Genomic DNA, 13,553 nt, shown 5'->3' with positions numbered 1-13,553 from the left:
CGCCGAATACCCCCGCCCACCTTCCGATCGCAACCACTAGCGCGTGACGGGCAGGCCGAGGGCGGTCGCGGCGATCATGTCCCGCTGGACCTCGTTGGCGCCGCCGCCGAAGGTGAGGATCAGCGAAGACCGGTGCAGCCGCTCGATCCGGCCGCGCAGCAGGGCGCCGGGGGAGCCGTCGCGGACGACGGCGCCCGCGCCGAGGATCTCCATCATCAGCCGGTACGCCTCGGTCGCGAACTCCGTGCCGAACACCTTGGTCGCCGACGCCTCCGCCGGGCCGAGGTCGCCGGTCGCGGCCGCCCAGGCGATCCGCCAGTTCCGCAGTTTCAGGTACTCGGCGTGGGTGTGGACGCGCGCCAGATGCAGCCGCACCCACGGCTGGTCGATGACGCGGGAGCCGTCGGGCAGTTTCGTGGTCTGCGCCCAGGTCCGCACCTCGCGCAGCGACGTCTGGATCGGCGCGGCCGAGGTCAGCGCGACCCGTTCGTGGTTGAGCTGGTTCGTGATGAGCGGCCAGCCCTCGTTCTCCCCGGCGACCCGGGACGTCACCGGCACGCGTACGTCGTCGTAGTAGGTCGCGCTCGTGCCCGGCCCGGCGACCGTGTGCACCTTCGTCCAGGAGAAGCCCGGCGCCGACGTCGGCACGATCAGCATGCTCAGGCCCTTGTGCCGGTGGGCCTCGGGGTCGGTGCGGGCGGCCAGCCAGATGTAGTCGGCGTACTCGATCAGGCTCGTCCACATCTTCTGGCCGTTGATGACGTAGTCGTCGCCGTCGCGGATCGCGCGGGTGCGCAGGGCCGCCAGGTCGGTCCCGGCGCCCGGTTCGGAGTAGCCGATCGCGAAGTGCAGCTCGCCGGCGGCGATCTTCGGCAGGTAGAACGCCTTCTGTTCTTCGGTGCCGTAACGCATGATGGTCGGCCCGACGGTGTTCACCGTGAGGAACGGGACGGGCACCCCCGCGGCGGCCGCCTCGTCGGTGAAGACGAGCTGGTCCAGCATCGGCCGGTCCTGCCCGCCGTACTCGCGGGGCCAGCCGATCGCGAGCCAGCCCGAACTGCCGAGGTCCCGGACGATTTCCTTGTACACCACGGCGTCGCCGTACTCGCCGCCGTCACCGGCCAGGGCTTCACGGCGTTCGGGGGTCATCAGCCCGGCGAAGTACTCCCGTAGTTCCCCGGCCAGTGCGCGCTGCTCCGGCGTGTAGTCGATCCGCATCCGTCACCTCTGCCGTCGGTGCTCGTTACTGGTGCCATGGCCGCTCGCGGCGGTAGGGTAGAACCTGTTCTAGTTGTACCAGGTGTGACGGCGAGGAGGGAATATGGAGATCGACGTCGATCGCTCGCTCTGCGAGGCGAACGCGATCTGTGTCGGCTTCGCGCCGGAGGTCTTCGATCTCGACGACGAAGAGGAGCTGGTCCTCGCGTCGGCCGAAGTTCCGCAGAACCAAGTAGAACGTGTTACTCAAGCTGTCGCGAGCTGTCCGAAAAACGCCCTGCTCATACGCGGTTAGCACCGTTTATTTGACGCTTGCGCACAGCAAGAACAGATTCTAGTGTGTGCGGAGAGGCTGTGCGTTGAAAGGCGGGAGGCCCGGAGTGAGTTTGGACGGCAGGACGGCCATCGTGACCGGGGCCGGCGCGGGACTCGGCCGGGCCGAGGCGCTGGCGCTGGCCGCCGCGGGGGCGTCGGTGGTGGTCAACGACGTGTCGGCCGCGGCGCAGGCGGTGGCCGACGAGATCGAGGCCGAAGGCGGCAAGGCCGTCGCGGTCACCGGCGACGTGTCGGAGTCCTCGACCGCGGACGCGCTGCTCACCGCCGCCGTCGACCACTTCGGCGGTCTGCACGTCGTGGTCAACAACGCGGGCGTGCTGCGCGACCGGATGCTGTTCTCGATGTCCGACGAGGAATGGGACACGGTGCTCCGGGTCCACCTTCGCGGGCATTTCCTGCTTTCCCGCAACGCCGGGGCGTACTGGCGCGACAAGTCCAAAGTAGACGGAGCGCCGGTGTACGGCCGGGTGGTCAACACCGCGTCGGAGTCGTTCCTGCTCGGCGCCCCCGGCCAGCCGAACTACGGCGCGGCGAAGGCGGGCATCGCCGCGCTGACCGTCTCCACCGCGCGCGGCCTTTCCCGCTACGGCGTCCGCGCCAACGCGATCTGCCCGCGCGCCCGTACGGCGATGACCGAAGCGGTCTTCGGAGCCGACGCGCCGGAGGGGATCGACCCGCTTTCGGTCGACCATGTCGCGCCGTTCGTGTCCTTCCTCTGCTCGCCCGAGGCCGATCGCGTCAACGGCCAAGTGTTCCTCGTCTACGGCGGGATGGTCGCGCTGATGCGGCCGCCGTCGGTGGAACAGCGGTTCGACACCGTCAACGGCACCTGGACCGCCGGCGAACTCGCCACCAGCGTGGGCGGCTACTTCGCCGACCGCGACCCGGAGCGGATGTTCTCCGCGTCCGAGATCATGTCGCTGCCGTGAACAACAGGAACAGGTGTGGATGACGATGGGCAGGCTCGACGGCAAGGTAGCGCTGATCACCGGTGGCGCCCGCGGGCAGGGCGAGGCGGCCGCGCGGCTGTTCGTCGCCGAGGGCGCGCGCGTGGTGATCGCCGACATCAACGACCTCGACGGCAAGAAACTCGCCGCGGATCTGGGCGAGTCCGCCGTCTACCAGCATCTCGACGTCGGCGACGAGGCGGAATGGGACGCCGCGATCGAGCGCACCGTCTCGGAGTTCGGCCCGCCGACGGTACTGGTCAACAACGCGGGCATCCTGCACTTCTCGGAACTGGGCAAGACCACGCTCGCCGACTACGAACGCGTCATCCGGGTCAACCAGATCGGGGCGTTTCTCGGGATGCGTTCGGTCGTTGAACCGATGACCGGGGCCGGAGGCGGCTCCATCGTCAACGTGTCCTCAGTGGAAGGCCTCGCCGGGATGCCGTTCCTCGTCGCCTACACCGCGAGCAAGTTCGCGATCCGCGGGATGACCAAGGTCGCGGCGCTCGAACTAGGCGCGAAGAACATCCGGGTCAATTCGGTCCACCCCGGCGCGATCGACACCCCGATGGTCGCCGCCGCCGCGGGCGGGCAGAAAGTCGACATGTCGTGGGTGGGCAAGAAAGTCGCCCTCGGCCGTGTCGGGCAGCCGGAGGACATCGCGAAACTCGTGTTGTTCCTGGCCAGTGACGAAAGTTCGTACAGCACGGGCGCGGAATTCGTCGCCGATGGCGGTGCGACCGCGACGCACGCACTCAAGTTCTAGCGTGGAGGTGCCGAGAGCAAAGTGAACACCGCTAACGCAATGGGGCGTTGACAGGTGGAGTAAGACTCGGGGCAGGCTACTGGGAGGTTCTGTGAACGCATCGGTGTCCGTCCCGGGTACGGGTGCGCTCATCCAGGTCGGCAGGCTCGCGACCTTGTCGTGGGAAGTCCTGCGCGCGATCTTCAAACGCCCGTTCCAGTTCCGCGAGTGGATCCAGCAGTGCTGGTTCTTCGCCAGTGTCACCATCCTGCCGACGGCGTTGGTCGCGATCCCGTTCGGTGCCGTCATCGCCTTGCAGCTGGGCTCGCTGACGCAGCAGATCGGCGCGCAGTCGTTCACCGGCGCGGCGAGCGCGCTCGCGATCGTGCAGCAGGCGAGCCCGCTGATCACCGCGCTGCTCGTGGCGGGCGCGGGCGGCAGCGCGGTCTGCGCGGACATCGGCGCCCGGAAGATCCGCGAAGAGATCGACGCCATGGAGGTCCTCGGGGTCAACCCGATCCAGCGCCTGATCGTCCCCCGCGTCCTCGCGGCCATCGTGGTTTCGGTACTGCTGAACGGTTTGGTCAGCGTCGTCGGGGTGCTCGGCGGCTACTTCTTCAACGTCGTCATGCAGGGCGGCACCCCTGGCGCGTACCTCGCCAGCTTCAACGCGCTCGCCCAGGTGCCGGATCTGTGGATCAGCGAGATCAAAGCGCTGCTCTACGGTTTCGTCGCCGGTGTGGTCGCGGCGTTCCGCGGGCTGAACCCGGCGGGCGGGCCGAAGGGCGTCGGCGACGCGGTGAACCAGGCCGTGGTCATCACGTTCCTGCTGCTGTTCCTGATCAACGTCGTGCTGACCGCGATCTACCTGCGGATCGTGCCGCCGAAGGCGATGTGACATGGCAGGCGAACCCGCTGTTTCGGATCGGACGCTCGAGATCATCGCGCGTCCCGGCGCGATGCTGGAAGGCTTCGGCGGTCAGCTGTCGTTCTACTTCCGTGCGCTGGCATGGACCCCGCGCACGATCCGGCGCTACGGCCGCGAGATCTTCCGCCTGCTGACCGAAGTCAGCTTCGGCACCGGCGCGCTCGCGGTGATCGGCGGGACGCTCGGCGTGATGATCGGGATGACGCTGTTCACCGGTCTCATCGTCGGCATGCAGGGCTACTCGGCGCTGAACCAGCTCGGCACCGCCGCGCTGACCGGGTTCATCTCGGCCTACTTCAACACCCGCGAGGTCGCGCCGCTCTCGGCCGGGCTCGCGCTTTCGGCCACCGTCGGCTGCGGGTTCACCGCGCAACTGGGCGCGATGAAGATCTCCGAGGAGATCGACGCGCTCGAAGTGATGGGCGTGCCGAGCCTGCCGTACCTGGTGACGACGCGGGTGATCGCCGGCGTCACCGCGGTCATCCCGCTCTACGCCGTCGGCCTGCTTTCGTCCTATCTCGCCTCGCGGCAGATCACCATCTGGCTCTACGGCCAGTCCGCGGGCACCTACGACCACTACTTCACGCTGTTCCTGCCGCCCGAGGACGTGCTCTGGTCGTTCCTCAAGGTGATCATCTTCAGCGTGCTTGTCATCCTGTCCCATTGCTACTACGGCTACACCGCCAGCGGTGGGCCCGCCGGGGTCGGCGTCGCGGTCGGGCGCGCGGTGCGGACGTCGATCGTGCTGATCTCGGTACTCGACTTCTTCCTCAGCCTCGCGATCTGGGGCGCCACGACGACGGTGAGGATTTCCGGGTGAACAGGAGGATTCTGCTGCAGCGGCTCCGGCACCAGGTGCTGGGGCTGATCTTCCTCGTGGTGGTCGTGCTGTTCTTCGTCACCACCATCGCCTTCTACCAGAAGGCCTTCACCACGGTGACCCTGGTGAACCTGGAGACCGACCGCATCGGCAACCAGATGCGCGAGGGCGCGGACGTCAAGGTACGCGGGATGGTCGTCGGCGAGGTACGGACGATCCGGGCGCACGGTGATCGCGCGACGATGGAACTGGCGCTGCAACCGGACAAGACCTCGGTCATCCCGTCGAACGTGTCCGCGCGCCTGCTGCCGAAGACACTGTTCGGCGAGCGGTATGTCGCTTTGCAGGTACCGGAGAAGCCGGAGCGGCACATCGCCGAGGGCGACGTCATCCCGCAGGACCGCAGCAGCAGCGCGATCGAGCTGGAAACCGTGCTGGGCAACGTGATGCCGCTGCTGCAGGCCGTACAGCCGGAGAAGATGGCCAGCACGCTCAACGCCGTCGCGTCCGCTTTGGATGGTCAGGGCAAACAGCTCGGCGCGACGCTGGCCGGGCTTTCCGGCTACCTCGGGAAGGTGAACCCGTCGCTGCCCGATCTCAAGGCCGACATCACCGGACTGGCCGACGCGGCCGCGATCTACGACAAGGCCGCGCCGGATCTGCTGGCAGCGCTGTCGGATCTGACCACCACGAGCAAGACCCTGGTGGAGAGCCAGCGCGGTCTCGCCGACGTCTACTCGACGGTGACCGCGGCTTCGATCGACTTGACGAGCTTCCTGAAAGTGAACCAGGACAACCTGATCCGGCTCACCACCAACCTGCAGCCCACTTTGGACGTCCTCGCGAAGTACGCGCCGGAGTACCCGTGCCTGCTCAAACAGCTCGCCGGATCGGTGCCGCGCGCGGAACTCGCGTTCGGCAAGGGCACCGCGCATCCCGAGGTCAGCCGGGTGACGATCGAGTTCACGCCGAGCCGGGGCAAGTACCTGCCCGGTGTCGACGAGCCGAAGTACAACGACAAACGCGGCCCGCGGTGTTACCCGGAGGTGCCGCCCCCGGGACGCTGGCCGCAGTACCCGCCGGATGGCGCCATCGACGACGGATCCTCGAAACCCGCGCCACCGCGGGATCCCGACGGCACCCTGCCCGCCGGCGGCAGCGCGGGTGGCTCGGTGGTGAACACACCGGACGAACAGCGGCTGATCGACCTGCTCGTGTCGCCCGCCATGGGCACGACACCGGACCAGGTGCCGAACTGGGGCAGCCTGCTGGTGGGGCCGCTGTACCGCGGGGCGGAGGTGGAATTGCGATGAGGACCGTGCCGAACTCGGGTTCCGGGGCCGTGAAGGCCTCCTTCCCTACCCTGAGCGTAGGGAAGGAGGACTTCACGGACCGCCGCTTCGGGCGTGGGCGACGTTCGGCCTCGCAGAGCGCCTCCTCCGCGCTTCGCGCATGTCGCGAAAGCCACTTTCGGGACGTCACGTGTCCCGAAAGTGGCTTTCGCGACACACTTGTGGTGGCCGCGGCGGGGCGTGAGGCCGGGCTGAAGGGGCCCTTCACCGCATCCGACGCGGCGAAGGGAGCTTTCATCGCATCTGATGCGGTCATGGAGGCCTTCGCCCACCTGACGTTGCGAAAGCCACTTTCGCAACCCTCAACGTTGCGAAAGTGGCTTTCGCAACCTCGGCCCCCGACGGCCGGCGGCGATCGGTCGGTCTTGGGGCGCGTGAGTGGTAAGGACCGTCCCGGCCACTCGCGAGGCTGGAGGGCGGCCCGATGAGGTCCTTCGTCCCGGATCTGGTCAAGATCCTCATCTTCGCGGTGGTGACGGTGCTGCTCACCGCGATCCTCGGCGCCACCATCGCGAACACCAACTTCGGCGAGACCTCCGGTTACACGGCCAAGTTCACCGACGCGTCCGGCCTCAAGGAGGGCGACGACGTCCGCATCGTCGGCGTCAAGGTCGGGCAGGTCGCCAGGATCGAGGTCGAGGAGGGCGATCGCAGTTTCGCCCAGGTCCATTTCGACGTCCAGACCTCGCATCGGCTGCCGGCGTCGGTGACCGCGACGATCAAGTACCGCAACCTGGTCGGGCAGCGGTATCTCTCGCTCGGCACGGACATCGGCGACGAGAAGTCGTTGCCGCGCGGCGGGGTCATCCCGCCCGAGCGCACCAAACCGGCGTTGAACCTGACCGTGCTGTTCAACGGGTTCAAACCGCTCTTCCGCGCGCTGAACCCCGAGGACGTCAACAAACTGTCCTACGAGATCATCCAGGTCTTCCAAGGCGAGGGCGGCACGATCACCAGCCTGCTCGCGCACACCGCGTCGGTGACGTCGGCCATCGCGGGCAAGGACAAGATCATCGGTGACGTCATCGTGAACCTCAACTCCGTGCTCGGCACGGTCGAGAAACGGTCGCCGGAGCTGGGCGAGCTGATCGACCAGACCCAGCGGCTCGTCACCGGGCTGGCGGAGCAGCGGCAGCCGATCGGGGAGGCGGTCAAGGCGCTGGGCGACCTCACCGTCGCCACCACCGGCCTGCTCGCCGACGCGCGGCCGGCGCTCAAGGAAGACGTCGCGCAGCTCGGCGCGCTGTCGCAGAACCTCGGCGACTCGGAACAGCTGCTCGACCATCTCCTGCAGGTGCTGCCGGGCAACCTGCAGAAGTTCACCAGGACGCTGAGTTACGGCAGCTGGTTCAACTACTACCTGTGCGGGATCTCCGGCAGCATCGGCATCAAATCGCTCAACATCGAACTGCCGATCACGCCGCTGCCCGGCACGCAGCGACCGGAGAGGTGCGGGCCGTGAAGCCGCTCAAGGAACGCAACCAGGCCCTGGTCGGCGGCGTGACGCTGATCCTGATCGTGCTGGTCACGGCGACGACGTACTTCTCCGACCGGATCCCGTTGTTCGGCAGCGGGACGACGTACTCCGCGTACTTCGGCGAGTCGGCGGGGCTGGCGCCGGACAACGAGGTCCAGGTCGCCGGGGTCAAGGTCGGGCAGGTCAGTTCCGTGGAGCTGGCGGGCAAGAAGGTGCTGGTGAAGTTCCGGGTCTCCGGCGTCAGGGTCGGCGACGCGACCGCCGCGTCGATCGAGATCAAGACGCTGCTGGGGGAGAAGTTCCTCGCGCTGACCCCGAAGGGCAAGGCGAACCAGGATCCGAACGCCACCATCGGGCTCGACCGCACACGGACGCCGTTCGAACTGCAGGACGCGTTCCAGGAGCTGTCGGGCACCGTCGGCGAGATCGACACGGCGCAGCTGGCGTCGAGTTTCACCGTCCTTTCCGACGCGCTCAAGGACAGCCCGCAGTATCTCAAGGACGCGCTGAGCGGCCTGTCTTCCTTGTCCAAGACGGTGTCCTCACGCGACGGTGACCTGAAGACGTTGCTGGCCAACACGAGCAAGGTGTCCAAGACGCTGTCCGACCGCAACGTCCAGCTGAAACGGATCCTCGACGACGGCAACCTCCTGCTCGCCGAACTGCAGAACCGGAAGGACGCGATCAGTACCTTGCTCAAGGGCACGCAACAGGTCTCCGCGCAGCTGTCCGGTCTCGTCGCCGACAACCGGCAACAGCTGAAGCCGACCCTCGAGAAACTCGGCAAGGTCACCGACCTCCTGCAACGCAACCAGGACAACCTCAGCCGCAGCCTCGCGCTGATGGCGCCGTTCGCCCGCGTCGGCGCCAACGCGACCGGCAACGGGCGCTGGTTCGAGGGCTACCTGTGCGGGCTGCTGCCGCCGACGATCATCGCGGGCGCGTTCCAGGTCAACCCGGAGGGCTGCACGCCGCCGATCGCGGCGCCGAACCAGGGGGTGGGCGGACGATGAGCGCTCGGCACCGCCCGCTTTACCACCGGGTCGCGTTCGCCTGCGTCCTCGTGCTGCTCCTGACCGCGGGACTGTGGCTGGTGTTCAAGGAACCCGGCGGGACGCGGATCAGCGCCTACTTCGGGAAGACGGTCGGGCTTTACGCGGGTTCGTCGGTCCGGGTGCTCGGAGTGAAGGTCGGGGAGATCACCGGTGTCACGCCGCAGGGCGAGGCGGTCCGGGTCGACATGCGGATCGACGGTGACACCCCGATCCCGGCCGACGCGGGCGCCGTCGTCGTCGCGCCGAGCCTGGTCAGCGACCGGTACGTCCAGCTGACCCCGGCCTACGAGAGCGGCCCCGAAATGGCGCCGGACACGGTGATCGCCAAGGAGAAGACGGCGACGCCGGCCGAACTCGACGACCTCTACACGAGTCTCGACAAGCTCTCGACCAGTCTGGGGCCCAACGGCGCCAACAAGAACGGCGCGCTGTCCGACGTGCTCGACACCGCGGCCGCGAACCTCGACGGCAACGGGAAGAACCTCAACACCACGGTGACGAGGCTGTCCGAACTGGCCAAGACCCTGGACAGCTCCAAAGGCGATTTGTTCACCACGGTGCAGAACCTGAACTCCTTCACCGGTGCGCTCGCCGAAAGCGACAAGCAGCTCAACGAGTTCTACCGCCGCGCCGCGGACGTCAGCGGCTTCCTGGCCGCGGATTCCGCCGACGTGGGTGCCGCGCTGAACTCACTGGCGACGGCGATGGGCGACGTCGAGAAGTTCGTCGCGGAGAACAAGGACCTCCTTTCGTCCAATGTGGACAAGCTGGCGGGCCTGACGAAGGTGCTCGTGGACCAGCGGGCCTCGCTCGCCGAGGTGATCGACATCGCGCCGACCGGGGCGACCAACTTCATCAACTCCTACGACGCGGCGTCCGGCACGATCGCGGTGCGGGACAACCTGAACGAGCTGACGCATCCGCCGATCCTGACCGTGTGCCGCCTGATCAGCGCGAGCACGCCGAAGCCGATCCCGGACGCGCTGGGCAACATCTGCAAACAGCTCGCGCCCGTCCTCGACGGCACGCTGAAACTCCCGTCGGTGCCGCAGGTGCTGGCCTCACTGCAGAGCGGCGAGCTGCCACCGCTGCCGCTCCCGCTCGTCGACGTCATGACCAAGGGGCTCCCGAAATGAGGCGGCAACGGCAGCGGATCGCGGGCGTGATGGCGGGTGTCCTGGTGCTGGCCGGTTGCAGTGACGGCGGTTTCTCCGGGCTGTACAACACTCCCTTGCCGGGTGGCGCGGATCTCGGCGACCATCCGTACCGGCTCTCCGCGCAGTTCTCCGACGTCCTCGACCTGGTGCCGCAGGCGAGTGTGAAGGTCAACGATGTCCCGGTCGGGCGGGTCGAGAAGATCGACCTCGCGCCGGACACGCGGTCGGCGTGGGTGAGCATGGTCGTCAACGGCGACATCGCGCTGCCCGCGAACGCTCGTGCCGAGCTGCGGCAGTCGAGTCTGCTGGGGGAGAAGTTCGTCGACCTGCACGCCCCCGAAAAGCCCGAAGGAGCCCTCGCCGAGGGCGCGAAGATCCCGCTCGACCGCACGAACCGCAACCCCGAGGTCGAAGAGGTCCTCGGCGCGCTTTCCCTACTGCTCAACGGCGGCGGGGTCGAGCAGATCCAGAAGATCAGCCACGAACTCAACGAGGCGCTCACCGGCAACGAGGCCGAGGTGCGCTCGCTGCTGTCCCAAGTGGACAAGCTGGCCACCGAACTCGACGGGCACAAGGGCGAGATCCTGCGTGCCATCGACGGTCTCGACAAGCTGTCCAAGACCCTCGTCGGCCAGACACAGAACCTCACGAACGCGCTCGACAATCTTTCGCCGGGACTCAAGGTCGTGACCGAGCAACGGGATCAGCTCGTCGGCATGCTGCAGTCGCTGAACACGCTGTCCGGGGTGGCGACCGAAACGATCAAGGCGAGCAAGGACACGCTGGTGGCGAACCTGCGCGCGTTGCAGCCGACGCTGAAGAAACTGACCGAGGCGGGCCAGGACCTGCCGACGGCGCTGCGGATCCTGCTCACCTACCCGTTCCCGGACTACGCGGGCAACGTGATCAAGGGCGACTACGCGAACGTCGAGGCGAAGATCGATCTGAATTTGGACACGTTCCTGGAGAACATGAACAACTCGTCGCAGCCGATCATCCAGCTCCCTGGCACCCAGGGGACCGGCACCCCCGGCGCGATCCCGTTCAACAACGGTGCCGCCCCACCGGTGCTGCCGCTGCCCGCCGGCGATCTCCCCCAGGCTCCCCAGACGCCCCAAGGGGACGTGCTGGGCGGCGTGCTCGGCGGGATCCTCGGACCGCTGCTGGGAGGTGGCCGGTGATCACGCGCAAGACCAAGATCAAGATGGCGGTGTTCGTCGTCATCGCGGTGGTCTCGGTCGTCTACGCGGGCGGCAAGTACGCCGGCCTGGACCGGCTCTTCGGCACTCGCGGTTACCTCGTCACCGCCCAGCTCGCGGACTCCGGCGGGATCTTCGTCAACGCCGAGGTCTCCTATCGCGGGGTCGCGGTCGGCAAGGTCGCGTCGATGACGCTCACCGAGCACGGCATCGACCTCGGCCTCGACATCGACGAGGGAGCGCCGAAGATCCCCGCGGACACCAAGGCCGCGGTGGCGAACCGATCGGCCGTGGGGGAGCAGTACGTCGATCTGCTGCCCATGCACGAAAACGGGCCTTACCTGGCCGAGGGGTCGGTCATCGAACGGGACAAGACGTCGATCCCGCTCGCGCCGGACACCGTGCTGTCCAATTTGGACAAACTGGTGTCGAGTGTGAAGCCGGAATCGTTGAAGACCGTCGTCGACGAGACCTACGAGGCGTTCGCCAACGCCGGTCCGGATCTGCGGCAGCTGCTGAACAGCACCGGTTCCCTCACCGCGACGGCTACCCAGTACCTGCCCGACACCCAAGGCCTGCTCGCCAACTCGCGGACGGTGCTGGACACCCAGCGGCGGCAGGCGGACAACATCACCCAGTTCTCCAGCGGGCTCAAGACGATCGCGGCGCAGCTGAAGACGTCCGACCCGGATCTGCGGCGGGTGATCGACGAAGCACCCAAGCTGAGCCGCCAGATCAGCGACGTGCTCGCGGTCTCCGGGACCGACCTCGGGGTGCTGTTCGCGAACACGCTCACCACCGCCCAGATCACCTCCGCCCGCACCGACGCGATCGAGGAACTCCTCGTCGCGTACCCGATCATCTCGGCCTTCTCGCGCTCGACGTCGCCGGACGGCACCGGTCACCTCGGCGTCGTGTTCAACTTCTTCGACCCGGCCTCGTGCACCAAGGGCTACGAGGGCACGAAACAACGCCCCGCCAACGACACCACCGAGGCGCCGGTGAACACGCAGGCCTACTGCGCCGAGCCGCCGGGAAGTCCCACGGGCGTGCGTGGTTCACAGAACGCCCCGTACGCCGGGAAGCCGCCCGCGGTCCCTGAGCGGCCGAAGCAGACCCCGCAGGCGGCGGAATCCGCTCAGCTGCCGGGCGTGCTGAGCCTGCTCACCGGATCCGCGCCGGGCGGACTCGGCGCGCTGCTGGGCGGCAAGTAGTGCTCACCCGTGCCCTTACCGTTTTCGCCGCGCTGGCGGTCTTCGCGGCCGCCTGGTTCGGCTGGTCGTGGTGGAGCTCCGCCCGGGACGACGGCCTTGCCCGCGGCCGGGAACGCGAAGCCGTGCTGGCCGCCGCGTCCGGCCAGCTCGAAGTGCTCAACACGATCGACTACCGCAGCGGCGCCCAGGACGTCGACCGCTGGCTCGGGGTCACCACCGGACGCCTCGGCAAGGATCTCACCGGCGATCGGAAGGTCCAGATCGACCGGGCGACCACGAGCAAGACCGTCGCCACGGCCAAGCTCAAACAGGCCGCGGTCACCGAACTCGACGCCGTCGCCGGGACGGCGCGGCTGATGGCCGTGCTGGACGTGCGGGTCAGCACCGGCGGCGGATCGGCCGCGCCCAAGGTGAGCAGGCTGACCGTGGACTACCAGCGCGTCGAGGACGGCTGGAAGGTCAGCGCGGTACAGGCGGCGGGCTCGTGACCGGGCGCACCCCGCGGCTCCTGATCGCGCTCATCGTGCTGGCCACCGGCTGCGCGGTGTGGTTCGGCCTCCAGGCGTCCTCGCTGGGCTCGGACGGCAACGCGGCGCTGGTCGACCGGGCCGCCACGGCCGAGGTCGCGGATCAGGTCGGCGCCGGGGTCAAGGCGGTCTTCTCCTACGACTACAGCAACCTCGCGCGGACCGAACGGGCCGCGGCCGACGTGCTCACCGGCGAGGCGACCGGGCAGTACCGGGATCAGTTCGCTTCGGCGCGGAAACGGGCCGAAGAGCAGAAGCTCGTGCGCACCACGACGGTCCGATCGCTCGGTGTCCGGTCCCTGCGCGGAGACCAGGCCGAAGTGTTGTTGTTCCTCGACCAGCAGACGCTCACTCCCGGTGGAGCCGCTCCGCAATCGTCGGTTTCCCAGCTTTCGGTCACCACTGTCCGGATCGACGGCCGGTGGAAGATCTCACAGCTCACCCCGCTGTGACGGCCGCAATTCGTCACCTGGTTGCGGGGGGGGGGGGGGGCGGCCACCCCCCCCCCCGGGGAGGGGTGGGGGGGGGGGGGGGGGGTGGTTTGTGTGGGGGGGGGGGGGGGCGGCGGGGCGCGG

Annotated in this window: 14 protein-coding genes; 13 read left to right on the top strand and 1 reads right to left on the bottom strand. The window is 68.1% G+C overall.

The window, feature by feature from the left end; all coding sequences use genetic code 11:
* Positions 1-36: 36 nt before the first annotated feature.
* Positions 37-1,218: an acyl-CoA dehydrogenase family protein gene (locus ACIHAO_RS25770; protein ID WP_396561897.1), complete on the bottom strand. Its 1,182-nt coding sequence runs from the start codon at positions 1,216-1,218 to the stop codon at positions 37-39.
* A gap of 103 nt (positions 1,219-1,321) precedes the next feature.
* On the opposite strand from ACIHAO_RS25770, the gene ACIHAO_RS25765 reads away from it, so the two are divergent.
* The 13 genes from ACIHAO_RS25765 to ACIHAO_RS25705 all read left to right on the top strand — a co-directional run bounded on the left by ACIHAO_RS25765 (position 1,322) and on the right by ACIHAO_RS25705 (position 13,430).
* Entirely contained in the window at positions 1,322-1,513 is a 192-nt protein-coding gene (locus ACIHAO_RS25765; protein ID WP_396561895.1) for a ferredoxin, read from the top strand.
* A gap of 85 nt (positions 1,514-1,598) precedes the next feature.
* Positions 1,599-2,483 (top strand): 3-oxoacyl-ACP reductase, encoded by an 885-nt coding sequence (locus ACIHAO_RS25760; RefSeq protein ID WP_396561893.1) that lies wholly within the window; start codon positions 1,599-1,601, stop codon positions 2,481-2,483.
* Between the two features lie 25 nt (positions 2,484-2,508).
* Positions 2,509-3,270, top strand: a complete 762-nt coding sequence (locus tag ACIHAO_RS25755) for a glucose 1-dehydrogenase (protein WP_034322618.1) — start codon at positions 2,509-2,511, stop codon at positions 3,268-3,270.
* 91 nt (positions 3,271-3,361) lie between these two features.
* On the top strand, positions 3,362-4,147 hold the full coding sequence (locus tag ACIHAO_RS25750) for an ABC transporter permease (protein ID WP_091597335.1): 786 nt from the start codon (positions 3,362-3,364) through the stop codon (positions 4,145-4,147).
* Between the two features lies 1 nt (position 4,148).
* Positions 4,149-4,997, top strand: a complete 849-nt coding sequence (locus ACIHAO_RS25745; RefSeq protein ID WP_125785417.1) for an ABC transporter permease — start codon at positions 4,149-4,151, stop codon at positions 4,995-4,997.
* Positions 4,994-6,310, top strand: coding sequence for an MCE family protein (locus ACIHAO_RS25740; protein WP_396561890.1), 1,317 nt, complete (start codon positions 4,994-4,996; stop codon positions 6,308-6,310). Before ACIHAO_RS25745 ends, ACIHAO_RS25740 begins: the two co-directional genes overlap by 4 nt.
* A gap of 463 nt (positions 6,311-6,773) precedes the next feature.
* Positions 6,774-7,811 carry an MCE family protein gene (locus ACIHAO_RS25735; protein WP_396561888.1) on the top strand — a complete coding sequence of 346 codons (1,038 nt, stop codon included), beginning with the start codon at positions 6,774-6,776 and terminating at the stop codon, positions 7,809-7,811.
* Positions 7,808-8,839 (top strand): MCE family protein, encoded by a 1,032-nt coding sequence (locus ACIHAO_RS25730; protein WP_396561886.1) that lies wholly within the window; start codon positions 7,808-7,810, stop codon positions 8,837-8,839. Before ACIHAO_RS25735 ends, ACIHAO_RS25730 begins: the two co-directional genes overlap by 4 nt.
* Positions 8,836-10,017, top strand: a complete 1,182-nt coding sequence (locus ACIHAO_RS25725; RefSeq protein WP_396561884.1) for an MCE family protein — start codon at positions 8,836-8,838, stop codon at positions 10,015-10,017. The genes ACIHAO_RS25730 and ACIHAO_RS25725 overlap by 4 nt, the downstream gene beginning before the upstream one ends.
* Positions 10,014-11,219: an MCE family protein gene (locus ACIHAO_RS25720; RefSeq protein ID WP_396561882.1), complete on the top strand. Its 1,206-nt coding sequence runs from the start codon at positions 10,014-10,016 to the stop codon at positions 11,217-11,219. Before ACIHAO_RS25725 ends, ACIHAO_RS25720 begins: the two co-directional genes overlap by 4 nt.
* Entirely contained in the window at positions 11,216-12,451 is a 1,236-nt protein-coding gene (locus tag ACIHAO_RS25715; protein WP_396561880.1) for an MCE family protein, read from the top strand. The genes ACIHAO_RS25720 and ACIHAO_RS25715 overlap by 4 nt, the downstream gene beginning before the upstream one ends.
* Complete coding sequence (locus ACIHAO_RS25710) at positions 12,451-12,939, top strand: hypothetical protein (RefSeq protein ID WP_396561878.1); 489 nt, start codon at positions 12,451-12,453, stop codon at positions 12,937-12,939. The genes ACIHAO_RS25715 and ACIHAO_RS25710 overlap by 1 nt, the downstream gene beginning before the upstream one ends.
* On the top strand, positions 12,936-13,430 hold the full coding sequence (locus ACIHAO_RS25705; RefSeq protein WP_396561876.1) for a hypothetical protein: 495 nt from the start codon (positions 12,936-12,938) through the stop codon (positions 13,428-13,430). Before ACIHAO_RS25710 ends, ACIHAO_RS25705 begins: the two co-directional genes overlap by 4 nt.
* The last annotated feature ends 123 nt before the right edge of the window (positions 13,431-13,553 follow it).

The sequence above is a fragment of the Amycolatopsis sp. NPDC052450 genome, assembly GCF_044547565.1.
Classification (GTDB): Bacteria; Actinomycetota; Actinomycetes; order Mycobacteriales; family Pseudonocardiaceae; genus Amycolatopsis.
The sequence above is the reverse complement of the archived record's forward strand: the minus strand, read 5'-3'. Positions and strand labels throughout refer to the sequence as shown.